Here is a 17,667-nt window from a genome sequence, read left to right as displayed (position 1 = left end):
TGTGACGTTCCAGCGCATGGCGGTGCCTCTCTGGGCGTGTGGTGGTCAAGCGGCTTCGGTGCCCGGACGGCGCTCCGGAGCCGGGGCCGGGACGAGACGGAGGTGACGGCGCAAGTCCGCGGTCTGGCACGCGTGGTCGCGGCTGTACGCGCGCCTGCGGTCCGCGGCCGGGGACTTGTCCTGCCAGCCCTCCAGGGCGGCGAGGATGTCGGCGCGGTGCTGGGCCTGCTCCTCCTCGGTCCAGGGCCGGATAGGGCGGCGCTCTGGCGGGCGCGCGGGCAGGGGCGGCAGCGGAGGACGCTGGACGGGCTCGGCGCGGCCGAACTTGCCGGTGGGCCACAGCTCGGCCATGAGGCGCTCGTCGTCGTGCGGCGTCATCTCGCATCTCCTGCCGGGGCGGATGGTGTGTGGTGCCGGGCGGCCGTGATGCCTGGGGGAACGTCACGGCCGGGCGTGCTGTGTCAGAACAGGCCGGACTGCCCGGCGGCCTCGAGCGCCTGGCGCTCCTTCTCGGCACGCTTCTGCGCCTCCCGGCGGGCGAGCTCCGCCGTGAGCGGGGCCTGGCGCTCCTTCTGGGCCGCCTTGCGGGCCTGCAGCTCCTCGGACGTCGCCCAGCGGGCGATGACCTCGTGGTCGCCGAGCTCGGGCGCGTCGCTGATGACGGTGCACTTGACGTGCGGGCTCTCGAGCCGGCCGGTGATCTCGGCAAGGGTCCGGACCCAGTTCGGGCCGTACGCGCCGGCGATGACGACGAGGGTGCCGTCGTGGTGGTGCTGCCGGGTGGCGAACCCGTCGACGTCGTGCCCGTCGGGACCGGCCTTCTGCGTGGCCTCGCCGAGGCTGAGGTCGACGAGTCCGCCCTGGACCAGGTGGCGGTCGATGGTGGAGACGCGCGTGACTCGAGACACGGGGTGTTCCCCGCTTCGTGGTTGGGGCCGGTGCTCTCCGGCCCGGGGAGGGTGGGGCGCCCCAGGGAGCTGCCGGGATCAGGCGGCGAGCAGGAGCTGCGGGTCGTCCGGCAGGGAGTTGAGGAGCTGGTTACGCCAGGCGATGGCGTACTTCGGGCAGTTGCCGCAGTGCACGTGTTTGCCCACGCACCCAGGCATCGGAGCGCGGTTCACGGCGTTGTACGACCAGGCCATGGAGTCGGAGCTGTAGAGCTGGTGGGCGACGCGTCGCAGGCCGGTCTTCTTGAAGCCGAACCCGTGCAGGCGGATCCCCATCCCCCAGATCGTTTCGATGATCCGGGCGGCCTCGTCGGTCTTCTGCAGGCGGCACACGGAGCCGATGCCGACGACCGGTTCGAGCGTGAGGTCGACGCCGACCTGGTCGTACAGGTCGATGCACCGCAGGTAGTCGTCGAGCGTGCGGCCCTGGATGATCGGCATCCACGGGAGCTCGGCGTCGAGGGTCATGAGGTTGAGGAACGACGCGACCGTCTTGATCTGGTGGTCGTCGATCGTGAGGCGGGTCTTCGCGAGGATCTCGTCCTCACACATCCAGTCCTGAATCGCACATACGTCCATCAGGCCGATCTCGTCGTAGTACCGGCGCGCGGCGGCGGCGTACTCGCACGGGGACAGAGTCCAGACGCCGAACTTCTCCAGGTGCTTGTAGCCGCCGGAGTCGAGCATCCACGGGGTCACGGCGCGCGGCATGGTCTTGCGGCCGTCGAGCCGCTGGTGCGCGATGCAAAGCGGGACACAGTCGTTGGCGAACTCTTCGCGCTCGAGCCAAGCGGGCTGATGCGTGCCCAGGTACGTCACCCGGTCGAAGTCGGCGAACCACCGACGCTCGGCGAACACCGGAGCGGGACGCTTTGCCTTGGGCTTAGCATTCGCCGCAGGGGCGGGGACGTCGAAGAGAACGGCAGCAGACATGGTATTCCTCGCTTCGTTGGTTCGTCGGTGGTCGCTCTCCACCAACACCCCGAATAGTACACCAAGGTAAATCCACGGGGGTAGGGATCCGCAGAAAGAAGCCGGGGCCGCCCACCAGGACGACCCCCGCCGTGCGGGCCCGCGCCGGGCCGGGCCGGGTGCGGGCATGGGCAGATCAGGCGGCCAGGCCGAACAACGTGGCCTGACGGCTGCGGTACTTGGTGGTCACGGCCCGCCCGACGTGCTCGGCCATCGCGGTACCGACCGGCGGCCGCGCGGCGGGTCCCTCGGCCACCTCCAGGGCCTGGGCGCGCCGGATGATCTCCCGCATCGACAGGCCCTTCTTGAAGTCGGCCCCGACCTTGACTTCGGTCCGGGCGAACGCCGCAGCGAGCTTCGGCACACGGCGCGCGCCGTTCACGAGGTCGTTGTTGCACCCGAGGACACAGAAAACGCAGCTCAGGCGCCGGTTTCCCCAGTCGTACGCCGGGTGGTACGGGAGGCGGGAACGGGCGATCTCGCGCCACACCTTCCGGTCGCTCCAGGCGTGGATGGGCCGCCAGGTGGTGACGTGCCGCTTGCCGTTGCTCGCCCCGCAGTCAATCTCCACCTCGGCGAGCTTCGCCCGCTGGTCGCTCTCGGCCGCGCGCTGCCCGATGCACGCCAGGATCCGCACGGGGCGCCCCAGGTGCGCGAGCTCGTCCGTGAGCCGCGTATAGAGGGTCCGGATCGGTCCCCGCTTCATGTCCGACGTGCACCAGCGCGCTGAACTCGACGGCCAGGCCGGCGGGACCGTCACCGTGGACGGGTCCTCGCCCGCGTCCCGGGCCTCCTTCTCCGCCTTCGCCTTGAGCTTGCCGTAGCGGATCTCGACGCGATCGAGGAAGTCAGCGTTCGCGGCCTGGACCACCTCGAACCGGCGGACTCCGGAGAGTCGCGCCTGGAGCTCGGCGAGCTCGCGGGTGCCGTCCCATTCAGCCCGGCCCAGGTCCGCGTGGACGACGACGACCTTGTGCAGCATCCCGAGGGCCTTCGCCCGCCGCACCACGTACGAGAGCATCGCCTGACTGTCCTTGCCGCCCGAGCTCGAGACGACCACCCAGTCGGCGCCCCGGATCAGCTCGTCGGGAACGGTCATCGACGGCTCGAACGGCACGGACGCGTGCGCGGTCCGCGCCTTCCGCTTCGGCTTCGCCGGCGCGGCGGCCGCGGGGGCTTCCTGGATGGTCTGGATGGCGGGGAGGTCGAACAGGGGCGCGGTCTGCATGGCGGGCATCCTCGAGGGCGTGGAGCGGGCGGAGAGGGGCGGTACGGGCCCGGGGCGCGGTACGGCCGCGCCCCGGGCGGGGCGGACGCTCTACGCGGCGCCGCCGGTGGGTCCCTCGGTGCCGCACTGATAGGTGCCGTTGACCGCAGCGCAGCCGCTGCACGCGGGCTCGTTGCAGCACGTCGTGTAGCTGTCCTCGATCTCGTGGTCGTCGACCTCGTAGCCGCAGCCCGAGCAGTGGGTGACCGCGGGGAAGACCTGGAAGTCGGGCGCGGTCAGCTCGTCACGGGTGTAGGGGTGCCGCTCGGGGACGATGGCGCGGTCCCACTGAATGATCATGCGGAGTTCCGCGTCGTAGTTCACGACGGTGCCGAAGCGGCCGTCGGAGGCACGCTGTGCGCGGGTATTCCAGGGCAGTGGAGCGCTACTTACGGCAGCGACCGGCGCGGCCGATATCGTGCGGAGGGCCGGGACCGTGGGGGTGCAGAACCGGGCCGGGGTGGCAGGCAGAGCCGTCCGGGCGGGCTTCTCGGTGGAGTCCAGAGGCATGTAGACCAGCCCGCCCGAACCGGGCTCCGCGGCGCGCACCTTCGGGTCCTCGTCGGCCACCTGGACGGCGTGGTTGTAGCTGGTCGCCTCGACCTGCGTGATCAGGTTGCCCGCGCGGTCTTTGACGGCCCACCAGGCGGCGTTGGGGAGGGGGTGCAGGTCCTTCACAGGTACGTGTATCTGCCTGCGGTGGAGGGCGCTGTACGCGATGACGGTTCCGTCCGCGTCCGGCTTGCCCTCCGGAACTACGACGGACCGATGACCCGTCTCGTTGGCAGGCACGTAGACGGCGATGTCGGGCAAGTGCGGGCCGTGTGGGGTGCTCTTGGACATGGCGGAGTTCTCCTCGGTGAGGTGTGGCGAGCTGGTGAGGGTGCCGGGGCGCGGCCTGTACGGTCGCGCCCCGGCGAGAGAGGGACCGGACCGGTCAGACGACGTCGGTGACGTCGTAGTAGGCGGCCGGACCGCGACCGACGCGCTCGGCGGGCGCCGAGATGGTCGGGTTCTGTGCCTCAGCGCGGACGACGGAGTCGTACAGGGCCTCGATCACCGCGAGGGTGTCGTGGTCGGCCGTGCGCCACTTGGCCAGGGACCAGAAGTCGAGGGCGTACCGGACCGTCAGGGTGACGGGCTCGATGTACTCGACGACTCGGATGGTCAGGGCCCAGCTCTGGCCGCTCCCGTCCCTCACGCCCGACTCGCGCAGCACCTTGCCGCCCGCGATGTTGAAGGCGTACGCCTCGTGCTGCTCGCGGGGGACGGAGGTCCGAGAGGCGGAGTGCAGGACCGTGCGCGGCTCGCCGTACTGCCTGGCCAACTCCCACCAGGGCTTCATCGCCGCTTCTACGGTGGCAACGCTCATAGGGGTGTTCCTCCTTCGTTGGTTTCGGCGGGTTGCTCTCCCGCCAACAAGAAGAATAGTACACCCAAGGCAATCACTGGAAGGGGCAGCACAGCAAATCCCACGGATCGACACCCCAAAATTCACTACGGCTTACTGTTCTGGGGAATCTCGGGGTGCCGTCCGGCGGGGAGCTGTCAGGCTGCGGGGGCGTACCGCCGGCGGTCCGGGCTCACCTCCGGCACCGGGAACGACGCTCGCTCTCCGTACAGCCGCTCTACCGCCTCAGCGGGGATCACGCGCACGGCTCCGTTGAAGGCCGCCCGCGTCTCGGGCCGCAGACCACGCTTTCGGGGGGCCCGGCGCGGCTTCAACGGCATGGGCGGGGGCACCACCAGCGGCGGCCGGGCGTCCCCGACGGGGAACAGTGCCGCCTGGCCGTCCCGCGCGAACCGCTCGTCGTCCGCCGCGTCTGCCTCTCGCACCAGGGCCGCATCGACCTGCCGGAACAGCTCCGCCCGCTCCTCCTCCAGGCGCTGCTCCTCGAGCCGGGCCGCCTCGGCGACGACCAGGCGCTCCGCCTCGGCGACGGCCGCCGGGACCATGCGCAGCTCCTGGACGGCCACGGCTTCCTCGTCGGCCCGCTCGAGGTCGACACCGCCCGCGATGGCCCGCACCTCCTCGGCGACGGCCCCGTACTGCTCCCACAGCGGCCGGGAGCTGTCCCGCTCCCCCGTGGGCCACGTACGGGAGCCGAGACCCCGCACCAGGGTCCGCAGGACGTCCGCCCGGAACTCCCGGGACCGCACGCGCATGGTGGACGCGTCCTCGTACTCCAGGAACGGCTCCGCCACGATGGACCGCTTCCACACGCCGAACACACGGACCGCCCGGGTCGCCAGTGCCTCCACCTCGTCCAGGACCCGCTCGAGGGCGACCAGGTACCGGGCGACCGCCCGCGCTGCTCCCTGCACCGTCAGGCGCCGATCGTCGAGGCCTCCGTACCGCTCATCGGTCCCGCACATCTCCTTGTAGTACGACCACCGGGGGTTCAACGCGAACGGGGTGGACGCCTCGACGCCGTGGACGTCGGCCATGGCCCACGCCACGTCGTGGTGCTGCTTCGCCCGGCGCTTCGACTGGGCGGGGAACACCAGGTCGACGGTGAACCGGCCGGGGGCCGACTCGTACGGGCGGGGGATCTCTACGTACGCGCTCACGCGCTGTTCCTCTCCTTCGGGTTACGGCGGTGCTCTCCGCCGCAGGGGGACCGGCCCACGAGATGCGGGCCGGGAACACTGGGGCCGGCTCAGCGACCGCGCAGCACACGGGCCAGCCAGTACGGGCGGCGACGCTCACGGCGCGCCCCGCGCTCGTACGCCCGGACCATCGCGGCCACCGTCTGCGGGTCCGGCGACTGGTGCCACTGGAGGCGCACCCACACCCCGTCACGCAGCTCCCCGTAAGGGCACTCGAGGAACAGGGACGCGCCGCCGTCCTTGTACCGCCACACCATCCAGACACGGGCCGTCTGGTACGCCCGCTGGTACACCTCCGCCGGGGGCGCGGGCGGCAACTCCAACAGCCGGGCAACCTCATCGGTGAACGCGACGAACGAACGGGTGGGCGACTCACTGGGGAGCCGGGAACGAAGCCACGGGGGCAGGGACATGACGGGCTGAGCCTTTCTGAGAGCGCACCGCAGCGCGCGGAAGCACCAAGAAGGTCGGGGAACCGCTGACAGGGCGGCAGACGGGTTATTGGGGCGCCGCCCGACGTCGGCCGGGCGGCGCCGCGCTGTCAGGGACGGCGGTCGGCGACGTACGCGATGGGGACGGAGACGCGGAACAGGCGGCCGAACATCCGGCGGGTGTTCTCGGCGGCGTCCTCGCGGCCCTCACGCTTGCGGAACTTCACGACGATCGGCGGGTGCGCGGGGATGTGACCGACGGGCGAGTCCACCCCGGCGGTGATCCTCGCGGTGACGGTCCAGCCGGTGCCGGAGTCGCTGCGGCAGTGCACGCGCACGGTGGGCGTGCCGGTCTCGACGGCGGACAGCTCCTCGGGCATGGCGTCGACCGCGTTGTACGCCAGGGCGGCGGCCCGGATCGCGTCGGCCGTGGCGGGCATGTCCGTGCCGTGCATCCGGTGGGCGTGCGGGGCAACGGCCAGGATCACCGCACGGGCCTGCTCGACGGCAGCGCGCGCCTGGTCGTGAGCGGCGTTGCGGGCGGTGAGGCTCCGAGCCTTACGCAGGGCGTCCCACGCGTCCTCGACGGCGTCGTGCGCCTCGACGATGGCCAGGTGGTGCTCCGGCACTGCCTTCCCCAGGGTGATCAGGTGCCGGGCAAGGTCGGCAAGGTCACGGGGAGCAGAGCCGAGGGAGGCGTGACCGGCCATCTCGTACGCGGCCAGAGCGGCGAACAGGGGTCCGGCGTCGGGTGCGGGCGGGGCGGTCTCCTCGGCGGGGGGCGGCTGCTCCTCGACGGCCGGACGGCGAGGCTCACGCCACAGACGGATGGAGACGGGCGTGCAGCCCCACAAGCGGTTCGGGGGGACGCGGTTGGACAAGTGGACGGAGATGGCGTCGATCAGGACCTTGTCCCACGCGCGGGGGTCGTCGTACCCACCCTCAGTGATCTCGTCACGCATGGCGTGGATCTCGTCGCCGCTCATGTGGTGGAGCTGCTCGCGGATGGCCCAGTACCGCTCATCGTCGGTGAAGATCACCCGGACCCCCTCCGATGCCGCCTGCTTCCGGATGATCCGGCGCACGGTCTCCTTGTTCGCCTTGCCCTGCTCCTTGTCGGCGTCCCGTCTCATGACGGCGTCCACCAGATCGTGGGTGACAACACGGCCGTTGTCCTGCTTGGCAGAGATGAAGACCTGGAGCGCCATCCATTCGGCGCGTGCGGTGGCAGTCAGCATCGGGGGTGTCCTCACTTCGTGGTTCGTCCGGCGTGCTCTCGCCGAAGGGGGCCGCGCGAACGCGGATTACGTCGCCCCAGGAGAGAGGCGGACGCGGGTTTCTGGACTTTCTGGACCGTTCACACGCGCGCGTGTGCGCGGGCCCTCAGCGGGGCCGCCCGACCCGTCCGGCCGGGCGGCCCCGCTGGCGGCTAGACCGTCGCGGGGATGGGCTGGAGCCAGTACGACGACTTGCCGGTCGTCGGCTCGATCTTCACGCCGCCCTCGGTGGACGGGTAGACCTTCGAGCCGGAGCGCAGGTTCTCGGTGATCAGGCTCAGCGCGGACTCGCGGGACACCGTCAGGTACTCCGCCTTGTCCGGCTGGAAGTGGTGGCGGATCCACTTCTCGCCGGTGCCGAGGATGTCGGCGGCCTTCTGCTCGTCGGTGATCGGCGGCCACACCAGCAGGTGCAGCGTGCGGCGGGTCTGCGTGTTGGTCGACTCGACGTCGTAGACCTTCCAGCCGGCCGTGCGGAGCGTGGCCGCGTAAGCCGTGAGGGCCTCGTTGCGGGCGGTGCGCTCCTCGGCGCGGCGCTCAGCGTTCCGGCGGGCCGTGATGGACTCCTCGGACCACCCGTCGGCCAGGTACGAGACGCGTACGCCCGTGTTGCCTTCGCCGCCTTCCGGGGTGATGAACGCTCCGTCAACGTTGGCGCCGCCGTTGCGGAGGGCGAGTGAGGCGAGGGTGTGCCCGGCGGCCTCGAGTGCGGCCAGAGCGGCGGTGACGTCGCGGTCCTTGGTGAACCAGGGGGCGGTGCCGGTGACGCGGGGGTCGGGGCGCAGCTCCCGGGTACGGCACAGCCGGACGCCGTGGCCGTGCTTGTCGGCCTGGTCTCCGCGCACGTTGTAGTTCGGAGCCGCCCAGTTCACGACCGTGCCCGCGTACTCGGGCAGGATGCGGTACTTGCGGGTCCTCGGGTCGAAGACCTCGGGGCGGACGATGACCGTGTCGCCGGGGGCGTACAGCTTGGATTCCGGCTTGACCTCGGCGGCGGCCTCTTCCGACGTGGCCGGGCGCAACTCCACAACGCCCCGGTTGTCCCGGTACTCGATGCGGGCGTTGGAGCCGTAGATGGACGCGGTGCGGACGGCCTTCTTGCCCGGCAGCATCTGCGCGTTGTTCATCTCGTCCAGGGCCGTGCGGGTGGGGATGCGCTCCGGGGTACCGCCGTTGACGGTGCGCATGTGGAAGCGGTCGGTCGGCTGCACGGTGCTGGGCTGGTCCGCCATTGGGTGCTCCTCGGTTCGTTGGTTCGGCCGGGGATGCTCGCCCCGACCCCGCCTTAGTGGCGTGCCCTGAACGTATAGCCCTCTCTAGGAATAGTCAATCCAGGGAAATATCGGGGAGGGGCACCGTGCGACTTTCTAGCATCTCACCTGCGATTCTTACGGATTCTAACGTCTGGGGTGTTGCGCTTAATTTCCCTGAGTGTACTGTTCTTCTCGTCGCCCCGGAGAGCACCGGGGCCAACCAACAAAGCGAGGAACACACCGTGGCCGCTTCCCTGGGCAAGACCCCCCAGCTCCACCTCTTCGTCGCCGTCGTCACCAATGCGGACACCGACCACGCCGTCGTTCACCACCTCGGCCTCACCGATGCCTTCTACTACGACGACCAGGTGAACCGCGCCCACGACGTCAAGCGCGCCGTCCCCGGCTCCGACGTGTACCTCGTCGTCGCCGGGGACCGCTCCGCCGGATACCGCGAAGCACTCAAGGGAGACAGCGCCGACGCGCTCGTCAACCCCTTCTTCTTCACCGCGCCGGTCAGCGCTCTCTCGGCCTGATCCCCCCAGCACCGCCCGCCGCCACCCCCCGGCGGGCGGTGTGCCCCGCCCCTGGGCCGGCTGTCCGCCGGAACGGGCGCAGGGCGCACCGCCCACGGTCCCGGAGCGCAACCGGGGCCCGAACCAGCGAACGAAGGAACACCCCATGCAGCGCTTCCCGCGCCTCGGCCGCATCCTGGCCCGCCGCCCCCGCCCGGCGTCCCTGCTCGCCGCCGGTACCGCCGTGGTCATCCTGGGCGGCCTGGGCACCATCACCGCGTCGGACGCCACCCCGGCCGACTTCGCCCCACAGACGGACACCGTCACCTCGTACAACGACGGCTGGACCGACGGACACGCCGACCTGGTGGGCGACGACAACCGCGACGGCCGCGTCGACGAGGACGAGTCCGGGTGGGACTGCCGCGCCATGGGCAACCGCGTGTGCGGCGCGGACGTCCCGCCGGAGTGCGAGGGCGCCGGGGAGGCCGTGCAGCTCTGCGTGACGGTAGCCAGCCGCGCGCCGTACGGCTGGACCAACCCGGACGGCTCCCGGGTCGACAACCCCGACGGGCGCGCCCAGGTACGCGACATCGAGGAGAAGCCCGGCACCCCCGGCTTCACGGCCGCGCTGCGCGCCCTCGATGCCGAGTACCACGAGCACGCCCAGGGCTGATCCGACAGCCGGTCCACCGCCGGGGTGCAGCACCGCGCCCCGGCCCCTCCACCCCAAGAAGGCACCGCACACCATGACCAGCGCCCCCCTCACCCCCGGGCAGGTCGAGCAGCTCGGCGACGCCACCGGCCGGATCGCCGCCTACGCCGCCCGCGCGCTGCACGACGAGTTCCCGCACCTGGACCTCGAGCAGCTCGTCGAGACGTTCACCCGCCCCGTGGCCGTCGAGGGGACCGCACGGCTCTACCTGGCCGCACTCGAGGGCGGCGCAACGCCCGGCGACGCCGCCGGGAAGGCAGGGAAGGCGCTCATCCACGCGTGGGCCGAGGCCCGCCTTGCCGCCAAGGCCGCCGCCAAGGCCGCCCGCACCGCCTGACACACCCGACCACACCGCCGGGGCGCAGCACGGCGCCCCGGCCCCGCACAGCACACGAGAGGAACCCGCCATGGCCCGGAAGATGAGCGCCACCGAGCGAGCCGCCCGCAACGTCGTGAACAAGTACGTCCGTGAGGGCCTGATGGAGCGCGGGCAGGCCAACCGTGTGATCCGCGACGGGCTGCACATCGCCGAGACGGCCGTTCGCACGGAGTACGTGAAGAACGGTTGGGGCTCTGCCCTGTACTACGGGCAGAAGGTCGCGGCGGCCCGCGAGGAGTTCGACGCCGCCCGGCCGGGCTCGGTCGCCCAGGGCGTGAAGGGGGCGCGCCTGCTGGTCACGGAGATATACGCGGCCGTGTTCGCGGTCGTGGAGGCCGAAGAGGGCCCGCGCGAGGGCGCTGAGAAGCTCACGCCCGGCCAGGCCGAGGAGGTCATGGCCACCGTGCGCGACACCGCCCGCGAGGTACGCGAGGCAGCGGCCAACCCCCGCGCCACGCTCACCATCGCCGCCTGACAGCTCCCACCGCCCGCCGGGGCGCACCACGCGCCCCGGCCCCGCCCGCACCGCCCCGAGACAGGAGAGACCCCGTGAGCACTGCCACCAGCCCCGAGGGCATCGACTGGCGCACCATGAAGCGCGCCGACTTCGACCCGGCCGCCCCGCTCGCCCTGGTGGACGTCCGCGCCGTCACCCGCCGCGTGGACGCCGTGGCGCACTCGAACGGCACCGACGCCCTGTTCGGGGAGGAGCCGCCCGCCCCCCGCGCCACCCGCACCCGTAGGCCGGCTGTCGCGTCCGCCCCGCAGGACGACGCCCTGTTCTGAGACTCGAGAACAGTACGCCGAGAGAAATGCGTCCGGCTCTCGCCGAGTGGGTCGGGCGCACTCTCATCTGCGGAAACATCGATCCGTGCGGATCAAGCGTTGCCTTCGCTGTTTCCCTGGATGTACTATTTCTCTTGTTGGCGGAGAGCACCGCCGACGAACCAACGAACAGCGAGGAACACCCCATGGCCAGTGCCCGCAACCGCCGCGCCACTTCCCTCCGGACCCGCGTCCGCGCTCAGCGCGAGATCCGCAACGCAGTCAAGGCCGTTGCCGCCGGTCCCGCCCCCGCCTCCGCCCACCTGATGGCCGGTGGCGTCGCCCTGCTCGTCGCCCACAACTACGCGGCCACCATCACGAAGAAGGCCAAGGGCCTCGACCGCGAGGCAGGCGAGGGCACCACCACGAAGAAGCGCCCCGGTAAGAAGGGCCTGACCGTCTCCCGCACTGGGGACCTCGCCCGGAAGAAGCGTCACCGCGTCATCGCGTGCGCTCTGTGGACCCGCGAGGACATCCGCGCCGTCGCCCTCTCCGGCTACGAGCCGAAGAACGAGCAGGTGGCCGACTTCCTCGCCGCGCTCCGCCTCGGCCGCCCGGCCGCCGCCCGCGCCGCCGCCTGACCCCTCCCCTGAACCGCCGGGGCGCGGCCCTCCCCCGCCGCGCCCCGGCCCCCCTCTCGATACCCCGGAGACCGAGACACCCGTGACCACCACCGCCCCGTTCCTCGACCAGTACCGCCAGGCCGCCCAGCGCGCCCGCGTCGTCGCCGAGATCGCCCGTGAGCGCTTCACCGACGACCCCCGCATCCGCGCCGCCCTCCTCGGCATCGCTGAGCGCCTGGACGCCGCCGCCGTCGAGTTCGAGGCCGTGCCGCCCGGCGCGTACGAAGAACTGCCCACGGAGGTCACCGAGGAGCTGTTCACGGCGGAGCAGATCGCCATGGAGCACCCGGCCGCCCGGTTCCCCGCCGAGCTCGGGGAGTACGTCCTGGTGCCGCTCGTCGACCGTGAGCTGCCGTTCCCCGTCCGCCTGAACCCGGTCAACCCCGAGTTCGCCAAGTTCGCCCAGCGGGAGGCCGACCAGGCGTACGCGCTGCACCTGCTGCACGCGGACAACGAGCACCAGTGGGAGCGCACGGAGGACTGGCTGCGCCAGGTCTTCAAGGTCTGGGAGAAGCATCTGCGCCTTGAGGCAGAAGTCCGCGTCGACAACGGCCGCCCCTGCAACCCCCGCTGACCTGCACGGCCGGGCGGGGGCGTCACAGGATCCCCCTAAGGGGGCCACCGTCGTTCCCCTGCCCACCCGCAGCCGTCCCTCGCCATCACCGCCCTGACCTAGGGCCATCCGGGCTGAATCTCGTACACGGCGAGTCTCCGTACGCCCTTATCGAGGTCAGTGCTGGGCCGGGACGCCGAGGTCGTCGAGGAGTCCGCGGACGCGGCGCTCGATGTCGTCGCGGATGGGGCGGACGTTGTCGACGGTCTCGCCTGCGGGGTCGTCCAGGGTCCAGTCGAGGTAGCGCTTGCCGGGGAAGACCGGGCAGGCGTCGCCGCAGCCCATGCTGACGACGACGTCGGCGGCGCGGACGATCTCGTCGGTCCAGGGCTTGGCGAACTCGCGGGAGATGTCGATGCCGCGCTCGCTCATCGCGGCGATGGCTGCGGGGTTGACCTCGTTGCCGGGTTCGGAACCGCCCGACCAGGCGACGGCGCCCTCGCCGGCGAGGTGCTGGAAGAAGCCCATGGCCATCTGGCTGCGGCCGGCGTTGTGGACGCAGAGGAAGAGCACGACGGGCTTGCCGTCGGTGTGGTGGCCTTCGACCTTGGCCAGGGCGCGCAGGCGCTGGCGGGCGAAGCGTTCGGCCATGAGTGGGAGGAAGTTGGGGATGGTGCTGCGGCCGGCGAACTGGTCGTAGCTGGTGTGCAGGAACCGTTCGATCGTCTCCTGGCCGAAGGTGCCGTCGAACTCGCGGCCCAGGTGGGTGGCGGCGGTGCGCAGGGCGAGTTGCTGGTCGATGCTCAGGTTGCGGTGCGGGACGGGCGCGGTTTCAGTCATCGCTGCCTCCAGGAGGCTGTACGGCGGATGCCAGCCGGTCGACCCGGTCGGCGAGATCACTCAGGGCGTCGGCGAAGGCGTCGTCGGTGCCGGTGCGGGTGGGGTCGGGGACCGACCAGTGCAGGCGGTCGGGGACCCGGGGGCCGAGCTGTTCGTGAGCGTTGTCGCAGACGGCGACGACGAGGTCGTCCGGGCGCAGCGTGTCGTCGATGTGGGCGGTGCGGGCATGGGCCAGGGACAGGCCGTGTTTGCGTGCGGTCGCGACGGCGCGGGGGTGGACGCGTGACGCGGGCTGGGTTCCCGCCGAGGCCACAGGCACGGTGCTGTGCCGCTTCCACAGGGCGGCAGCGAGGTGGGAGCGGGCGGAGTTGTGGGTGCAGACGAACACCACGCGGGGTGCCGTCCGCAGGGGTGTCGGCATGGTGTCGGCCAGGGCCTGGACGCGTAGGCGCAGGTAGGTGCGCCGTCGGTCTCCTTCGGAGCGGGACCGCTCGATCAGGCCGACCTGTTCGAGCAGCTTGAGGTGGTGTGCCAGGAGATTGCTGGGCAGGCCCAGTTCCTGGCCGAGTTCGCCGGGCGAGGCGTCGCCCAGCAGCAGCCGGTCGATGATCGCCAAGCGGGCGGGTTCTCCCAGTGCCGCGTGCCGTTGTGCTCGCGCCACCACCGATGCAGACCACTCAGCGTTCATTGAGTCAATTTTCATTGAGCTAATCTCGGCTGTCAATGCGGTCGGCGAAGGTCGATTCACGAGATACTGCGGGGCAGGTCAGCGACCATGCGGCGCTGGACGTCCAGCTGGTGCTCGTTCATCCATGCCTGCGCCGCGACCTGGACGGCGTCCCAGGGGGAGCCCAGGGGCGGGGTGTAGGAGAGGTCGAGTTCGCTGATGCCGTCGACGTCCATGCCGTGGAAGAGGGCGGTGGCGTACGTGTCCACGCGCTTGGAGATCTCCGCGCCGCGGCGTCCGACGAGCTGGGCGCCGAGCAGGAGGCCGCTGGAGGTGTCGCCGGTGACGCGGATGGAGATCGGGGTGGCGCCGGGGTAGTACGCCTTGTGATCGTCGGGGCGGGTCGTCGTGGTCGCCGGGGTCCAGCCCCGCCCGGCGGCTGCGGCTTCGTGGTCGCGAAGGCCGGTGCGAGCGGCGACGAGGTCAAAGACCTTGACGACCTGAGTGCCGAGGCTGCCGGCGAACCAGCGGTGGCCACCGAGGGCGTTCTCGCCCGCGATGCGGCCCTGCTTGTGGGCGGTCGTCCCCAGCGGGAGCCATGTCTTGCCGAGGAGGCGGTGGTGGGTGACCGTGCAGTCCCCGGCCGCGTACACGTCGGGCAGCGAGGTGCGCATGTACTCGTCGACCTCGATCGCGCCCTTCTCTCCGAGCTTGGCTCCGGCGGTGGCGGCGAGGGCGGTGTCGGGGCGGACGCCGACGACGACCAGGACGAGGTCGGTGCTGCGAGTGAAGGCCCGGCCGTCGGGGCCGGTGGCCCGGACGTCGAGGGCGTTGCCGGAGGCGGCGCGGGCGATCGCTGAGACGGTGGTGCTGGTGAGCACCTCGACGCCGTGGGCGGTGAGTTCGGCGTGGACGAGGGTGCCGAGTTCCGTATCAACGGTGGGCAGGACCTCGGGCAGTGCCTCGATCTGGGTGACGTGGATGCCGCGGATGGTGAGGGCTTCGGCCATCTCCAGGCCGATGTAGCCGGCGCCGATGACCACGGCCGCCTGGGGGCGGCGGGCGGCGAGGCTCTGCATCACGGCGAAGGTGTCGCCCATGCTGTGCAGCAGGTGGACGCCGTCGGCCGGGCCGAGCGCGTCGGGCCCGGTCAGACCCTCGATCGGCGGCCGGGCGCTGACGGCGCCGGTGCCCACGATCAGAGCGTCGTACTGCAGTTGCTCGGTGCGGCCGTCGGCGTCCCGTACGGCCAGCCGCTTGCCGGGCACGTCGATGCCGGTGGCGAGGGTGTCCGTACGCACCTGCATGCCGATGGCCTTCAGGTCCGCCAAGGTGCGGTGGGCGAGGTCGCTCCAGTGGCCGACCTCGCCGGAGACGTAGTACGGGATGCCGCAGATGGAAAAGTTCGGGTAGGCGTCGGCCACCACCACGGTGACCTCGCTGCTGGGATCCAGCTCGCGGGCGCGCAGGGCCGCGCTGATGCCGGCGTCACTGCCGCCGATGGCGACGATGCGCTTGCTGGCCACCGGGATACCTCCGTCGGAGATCGGAGAAAGGGGGGCTCGGTGGGGGCGCTGTGGGCGCCCCCACGGGCGTCGTCTGTCAGGCGAGGTGGTCGGCGAGTTCGCGTTCCAGGGCAGCCTTCGGCTTGGCGCCGACGATGGTCTGGATGACCTCGCCGCCCTTGTAGAGGTTCAGCGTCGGAATGGACATCACGCCGTATCGGGCGGCGATGGCCGGGTTCTCGTCGATGTTCAGCTTGACGATCTCGATCTTCTCGCCATGCTCGGCAGCGATCGCCTCCAGCGAGGGGGCGAGCTGGCGGCACGGGCCGCACCACGCGGCCCAGAAGTCGACCAGGACAGGCTTGTCGCTGGTCAGGACGTCCTGCTCGAAGGAGTCGTCGGTGACGTTCTTGAGAGCCATGATGTTGCTCCAGCGGATATCAGACGGTGGCCGCGACGGGCTCGCCCGCGGTGTCGGCGTCACTGAGGGCGGCGAGATACCGCTCGGCGTCCAGGGCCGCCGCGCAGCCGGAGCCAGCCGCGGTGATGGCCTGGCGGTAGGTGTGGTCGACCACGTCTCCGGCGCCGAAGACGCCGGAGAGATTCGTGCGCGTGGAGGGGGAGGCGACCTTGAGGTAGCCCTCGCCGTCCAGATCCAGCTGGCCGGTGACCAGGTCGGTGCGCGGGTCGTGGCCGATGGCGACAAACAGCCCGGTCGCCGCATGCTCGCGGGTCTCCCCAGTGACCGTGTCGCGCAGGGTGAGCCCGGCGAGCTTGCCGCCGTCCTCGTGAACTGCGGCGACCTCGCTGTTCCAGGCGAAGGAGATCTTCAGGTCGGCGAAGGCGCGGTCCTGCATGGCCTTGGAGGCCCGCAGAGTGTCGCGCCTGTGGACGACCGTCACCGACTTGGCGAAGCGGGAGAGGAAGGTGGCTTCCTCCAGCGCCGTGTCGCCGCCGCCGACCACGACGATGTCGTGCTCGCGGAAGAAGAAGCCGTCGCAGGTCGCGCAGTACGACACACCACGGCCGGACAGCGCGTCCTCGCCGGGCAGGCCCAGCTTGCGGTGCTGCGAGCCGGTCGCCACGATGACGGCCTTCGCCCGGTGGACCGTACCCGCGGAATCGGTGACGGTCTTAACCGGGCCGGTGAGGTCGGCCTCGATGACGTCGTCGGGGACGAGCTCGGCGCCGAAGCGTTCGGCCTGGGCCCGCATGTTGTCCATCAGATCCGGGCCCATGATGCCGTCGCGGAAACCGGGGAAGTTCTCCACCTCGGTCGTCTGCACCAGCGCGCCGCCGGCCGTGACGGCGCCCTCGAAGACCAGCGGCTTCAGCGAGGCGCGGGCGGTGTAGAGGGCGGCGGTGTATCCGGCGGGGCCGGAGCCGATGATGATGACGTTGCGTATGTCCGTGGCCGTGTTCGCCGCTGTGCTCATGCCTGGGGCTCCGGCGCGATCTCCTTGATCAGGCCCTCGATCAGCACCTTGATCTCGTCCCGGATCGGGCGGACGGCCTCGACGCCCTGGCCCGCCGGGTCCTCCAGCTGCCAGTCCAGGTACCGCTTGCCGGGGAAGACGGGGCAGGTGTCGCCGCAGCCCATGGTGATGCAGACGTCCGACTCCTTCACCGCGTCGACGGTGAGCATCTTCGGGACCTCGGCGGAGATGTCGATGCCGACCTCGCGCATGGCCTCGACGGCGGCCGGGTTGACGCCTGCGCCCGGGTTGGAGCCGGCGGAGCGGACCTCGACGCGGTCCCCGGCCAGGTGGGTCAGCCACGCGGCGGCCATCTGGGAACGGCCCGCGTTGTGGACACAGACGAACAGGACGGACGGCTTGTCGGACATCAGAGGTCTCTCTTGTCTCGCGACGACATCAGGCGCGAATGGATTCAGCACCCGGTGGTGTCAGCCACCACTGATGTGAGAGTATCAGCGCATGCTGACGTCAGTCGACACTGATCTGATGCGGGTCCTGGCCGACCCGCTCCGCCTCCAGATCGTCACCCTGCTCGCCAAGGAGACGCTCTGCAGCACACACCTGATCGAGGAGACGGGGGCCAGACAGACCAACCTCTCCAACCATCTGAAGGTGCTGCGCGAGGCCGGAGTCGTGGAAACCGAGCCCTGCGGCCGGTTCACCTACTACCGGCTCAAGCCCGACGTCATCGCCGCCCTCGCCGGTCAGTTCGCCGACCTCGCGGAGACCGCGCGCGCCACCGCCGAGAACAACGTCAAGCGGTCCTGCCCCTGATACCCGCCCCCGCGGCGACTGCACCGAGGAGTCCTG

General features: G+C 71.1%; 24 protein-coding genes. 8 read left to right on the top strand and 16 right to left on the bottom strand.

Features of this window, described 5'->3' with window-relative positions:
* Positions 1–45 precede the first annotated feature (45 nt).
* The 10 genes from ACTWQR_RS22215 to ACTWQR_RS22170 form a co-directional block, all read right to left on the bottom strand.
* Positions 46–378: a hypothetical protein gene (locus tag ACTWQR_RS22215; RefSeq protein WP_443228869.1), complete on the bottom strand. Its 333-nt coding sequence runs from the start codon at positions 376–378 to the stop codon at positions 46–48.
* A gap of 83 nt (positions 379–461) precedes the next feature.
* Entirely contained in the window at positions 462–908 is a 447-nt protein-coding gene (locus tag ACTWQR_RS22210) for a hypothetical protein (RefSeq protein WP_443228868.1), read from the bottom strand.
* A 78-nt stretch (positions 909–986) separates the two neighbouring features.
* Positions 987–1,880, bottom strand: coding sequence for a deazapurine DNA modification protein DpdA family protein (locus ACTWQR_RS22205; RefSeq protein WP_443228867.1), 894 nt, complete (start codon positions 1,878–1,880; stop codon positions 987–989).
* 175 nt (positions 1,881–2,055) lie between these two features.
* The gene (locus tag ACTWQR_RS22200; protein ID WP_443228866.1) at positions 2,056–3,147 is read right to left on the bottom strand and encodes a phosphoadenosine phosphosulfate reductase family protein; all 1,092 of its coding nucleotides are present in this window, start codon (positions 3,145–3,147) and stop codon (positions 2,056–2,058) included.
* Positions 3,148–3,237: 90 nt separating this feature from the next.
* Positions 3,238–4,029, bottom strand: a complete 792-nt coding sequence (locus ACTWQR_RS22195) for a hypothetical protein (RefSeq protein WP_443228865.1) — start codon at positions 4,027–4,029, stop codon at positions 3,238–3,240.
* A gap of 94 nt (positions 4,030–4,123) precedes the next feature.
* Complete coding sequence (locus tag ACTWQR_RS22190; RefSeq protein ID WP_443228864.1) at positions 4,124–4,558, bottom strand: hypothetical protein; 435 nt, start codon at positions 4,556–4,558, stop codon at positions 4,124–4,126.
* Positions 4,559–4,734: 176 nt separating this feature from the next.
* Entirely contained in the window at positions 4,735–5,757 is a 1,023-nt protein-coding gene (locus ACTWQR_RS22185) for a hypothetical protein (protein WP_443228863.1), read from the bottom strand.
* An 89-nt stretch (positions 5,758–5,846) separates the two neighbouring features.
* A complete protein-coding gene (locus ACTWQR_RS22180) occupies positions 5,847–6,209 on the bottom strand; it encodes a hypothetical protein (protein WP_443228862.1) in 363 nt (120 codons plus the stop codon).
* A gap of 128 nt (positions 6,210–6,337) precedes the next feature.
* Entirely contained in the window at positions 6,338–7,465 is a 1,128-nt protein-coding gene (locus ACTWQR_RS22175; protein ID WP_443228861.1) for a hypothetical protein, read from the bottom strand.
* A gap of 191 nt (positions 7,466–7,656) precedes the next feature.
* On the bottom strand, positions 7,657–8,736 hold the full coding sequence (locus ACTWQR_RS22170) for a hypothetical protein (protein ID WP_443228860.1): 1,080 nt from the start codon (positions 8,734–8,736) through the stop codon (positions 7,657–7,659).
* 263 nt (positions 8,737–8,999) lie between these two features.
* On the opposite strand from ACTWQR_RS22170, the gene ACTWQR_RS22165 reads away from it, so the two are divergent.
* From ACTWQR_RS22165 to ACTWQR_RS22135, 7 genes are all read left to right on the top strand, one after another.
* Positions 9,000–9,293, top strand: coding sequence for a hypothetical protein (locus ACTWQR_RS22165; protein ID WP_443228859.1), 294 nt, complete (start codon positions 9,000–9,002; stop codon positions 9,291–9,293).
* Positions 9,294–9,438: 145 nt separating this feature from the next.
* On the top strand, positions 9,439–9,948 hold the full coding sequence (locus ACTWQR_RS22160) for a hypothetical protein (RefSeq protein ID WP_443228858.1): 510 nt from the start codon (positions 9,439–9,441) through the stop codon (positions 9,946–9,948).
* Between the two features lie 73 nt (positions 9,949–10,021).
* Positions 10,022–10,324: a hypothetical protein gene (locus tag ACTWQR_RS22155; protein WP_443228857.1), complete on the top strand. Its 303-nt coding sequence runs from the start codon at positions 10,022–10,024 to the stop codon at positions 10,322–10,324.
* Between the two features lie 70 nt (positions 10,325–10,394).
* On the top strand, positions 10,395–10,841 hold the full coding sequence (locus ACTWQR_RS22150) for a hypothetical protein (protein ID WP_443228856.1): 447 nt from the start codon (positions 10,395–10,397) through the stop codon (positions 10,839–10,841).
* A gap of 74 nt (positions 10,842–10,915) precedes the next feature.
* Entirely contained in the window at positions 10,916–11,152 is a 237-nt protein-coding gene (locus tag ACTWQR_RS22145) for a hypothetical protein (protein WP_443228855.1), read from the top strand.
* 185 nt (positions 11,153–11,337) lie between these two features.
* Positions 11,338–11,772, top strand: coding sequence for a hypothetical protein (locus ACTWQR_RS22140; protein ID WP_443228854.1), 435 nt, complete (start codon positions 11,338–11,340; stop codon positions 11,770–11,772).
* Positions 11,773–11,854: 82 nt separating this feature from the next.
* The gene (locus tag ACTWQR_RS22135) at positions 11,855–12,388 is read left to right on the top strand and encodes a hypothetical protein (RefSeq protein WP_443228853.1); all 534 of its coding nucleotides are present in this window, start codon (positions 11,855–11,857) and stop codon (positions 12,386–12,388) included.
* 156 nt (positions 12,389–12,544) lie between these two features.
* Here ACTWQR_RS22135 and ACTWQR_RS22130 read toward each other — a convergent pair whose 3' ends face one another.
* The 6 genes from ACTWQR_RS22130 to ACTWQR_RS22105 all read right to left on the bottom strand — a co-directional run bounded on the left by ACTWQR_RS22130 (position 12,545) and on the right by ACTWQR_RS22105 (position 17,225).
* Positions 12,545–13,207, bottom strand: a complete 663-nt coding sequence (locus tag ACTWQR_RS22130; RefSeq protein WP_443228852.1) for an arsenate reductase ArsC — start codon at positions 13,205–13,207, stop codon at positions 12,545–12,547.
* The gene (locus tag ACTWQR_RS22125; RefSeq protein WP_443228851.1) at positions 13,200–13,895 is read right to left on the bottom strand and encodes an arsenate reductase/protein-tyrosine-phosphatase family protein; all 696 of its coding nucleotides are present in this window, start codon (positions 13,893–13,895) and stop codon (positions 13,200–13,202) included. The genes ACTWQR_RS22130 and ACTWQR_RS22125 overlap by 8 nt, the downstream gene beginning before the upstream one ends.
* Before the next feature lie 56 nt (positions 13,896–13,951).
* Positions 13,952–15,400: an FAD-dependent oxidoreductase gene (locus ACTWQR_RS22120; protein ID WP_443228850.1), complete on the bottom strand. Its 1,449-nt coding sequence runs from the start codon at positions 15,398–15,400 to the stop codon at positions 13,952–13,954.
* A gap of 76 nt (positions 15,401–15,476) precedes the next feature.
* Positions 15,477–15,800, bottom strand: coding sequence for a thioredoxin (gene trxA, locus ACTWQR_RS22115; RefSeq protein ID WP_443228849.1), 324 nt, complete (start codon positions 15,798–15,800; stop codon positions 15,477–15,479).
* A gap of 19 nt (positions 15,801–15,819) precedes the next feature.
* A complete protein-coding gene (gene trxB / locus ACTWQR_RS22110; protein WP_443228848.1) occupies positions 15,820–16,815 on the bottom strand; it encodes a thioredoxin-disulfide reductase in 996 nt (331 codons plus the stop codon).
* Positions 16,812–17,225 carry an arsenate reductase ArsC gene (locus ACTWQR_RS22105; RefSeq protein ID WP_443228847.1) on the bottom strand — a complete coding sequence of 138 codons (414 nt, stop codon included), beginning with the start codon at positions 17,223–17,225 and terminating at the stop codon, positions 16,812–16,814. The genes trxB and ACTWQR_RS22105 overlap by 4 nt, the downstream gene beginning before the upstream one ends.
* Before the next feature lie 91 nt (positions 17,226–17,316).
* On the opposite strand from ACTWQR_RS22105, the gene ACTWQR_RS22100 reads away from it, so the two are divergent.
* Positions 17,317–17,631 carry an ArsR/SmtB family transcription factor gene (locus ACTWQR_RS22100; protein ID WP_143643572.1) on the top strand — a complete coding sequence of 105 codons (315 nt, stop codon included), beginning with the start codon at positions 17,317–17,319 and terminating at the stop codon, positions 17,629–17,631.
* Positions 17,632–17,667: the final 36 nt, after the last annotated feature.

The organism is Streptomyces sp. 2A115 (genome assembly GCF_052245575.1).
In the GTDB taxonomy this organism is placed as follows: Bacteria; Actinomycetota; Actinomycetes; order Streptomycetales; family Streptomycetaceae; genus Streptomyces.
The sequence above is the reverse complement of the archived record's forward strand: the minus strand, read 5'-3'. Positions and strand labels throughout refer to the sequence as shown.

What these genes read in the sequence shown, in the direction of transcription:
- ACTWQR_RS22130 (WP_443228852.1), bottom strand. Translation starts at nt 13,207, where the DNA reads ATGACTGAAACCGCGCCCGTCCCGCACCGCAACCTGAGCATCGACCAG.
- trxA (WP_443228849.1), bottom strand. Translation starts at nt 15,800, where the DNA reads ATGGCTCTCAAGAACGTCACCGACGACTCCTTCGAGCAGGACGTCCTG.
- ACTWQR_RS22170 (WP_443228860.1), bottom strand. Translation starts at nt 8,736, where the DNA reads ATGGCGGACCAGCCCAGCACCGTGCAGCCGACCGACCGCTTCCACATG.
- ACTWQR_RS22200 (WP_443228866.1), bottom strand. Translation starts at nt 3,147, where the DNA reads ATGCAGACCGCGCCCCTGTTCGACCTCCCCGCCATCCAGACCATCCAG.
- ACTWQR_RS22125 (WP_443228851.1), bottom strand. Translation starts at nt 13,895, where the DNA reads ATGAACGCTGAGTGGTCTGCATCGGTGGTGGCGCGAGCACAACGGCAC.
- ACTWQR_RS22140 (WP_443228854.1), top strand. Translation starts at nt 11,338, where the DNA reads ATGGCCAGTGCCCGCAACCGCCGCGCCACTTCCCTCCGGACCCGCGTC.
- ACTWQR_RS22190 (WP_443228864.1), bottom strand. Translation starts at nt 4,558, where the DNA reads ATGAGCGTTGCCACCGTAGAAGCGGCGATGAAGCCCTGGTGGGAGTTG.
- ACTWQR_RS22180 (WP_443228862.1), bottom strand. Translation starts at nt 6,209, where the DNA reads ATGTCCCTGCCCCCGTGGCTTCGTTCCCGGCTCCCCAGTGAGTCGCCC.
- ACTWQR_RS22105 (WP_443228847.1), bottom strand. Translation starts at nt 17,225, where the DNA reads ATGTCCGACAAGCCGTCCGTCCTGTTCGTCTGTGTCCACAACGCGGGC.
- trxB (WP_443228848.1), bottom strand. Translation starts at nt 16,815, where the DNA reads ATGAGCACAGCGGCGAACACGGCCACGGACATACGCAACGTCATCATC.
- ACTWQR_RS22195 (WP_443228865.1), bottom strand. Translation starts at nt 4,029, where the DNA reads ATGTCCAAGAGCACCCCACACGGCCCGCACTTGCCCGACATCGCCGTC.
- ACTWQR_RS22155 (WP_443228857.1), top strand. Translation starts at nt 10,022, where the DNA reads ATGACCAGCGCCCCCCTCACCCCCGGGCAGGTCGAGCAGCTCGGCGAC.
- ACTWQR_RS22215 (WP_443228869.1), bottom strand. Translation starts at nt 378, where the DNA reads ATGACGCCGCACGACGACGAGCGCCTCATGGCCGAGCTGTGGCCCACC.
- ACTWQR_RS22150 (WP_443228856.1), top strand. Translation starts at nt 10,395, where the DNA reads ATGGCCCGGAAGATGAGCGCCACCGAGCGAGCCGCCCGCAACGTCGTG.
- ACTWQR_RS22175 (WP_443228861.1), bottom strand. Translation starts at nt 7,465, where the DNA reads ATGCTGACTGCCACCGCACGCGCCGAATGGATGGCGCTCCAGGTCTTC.
- ACTWQR_RS22160 (WP_443228858.1), top strand. Translation starts at nt 9,439, where the DNA reads ATGCAGCGCTTCCCGCGCCTCGGCCGCATCCTGGCCCGCCGCCCCCGC.
- ACTWQR_RS22205 (WP_443228867.1), bottom strand. Translation starts at nt 1,880, where the DNA reads ATGTCTGCTGCCGTTCTCTTCGACGTCCCCGCCCCTGCGGCGAATGCT.
- ACTWQR_RS22100 (WP_143643572.1), top strand. Translation starts at nt 17,317, where the DNA reads ATGCTGACGTCAGTCGACACTGATCTGATGCGGGTCCTGGCCGACCCG.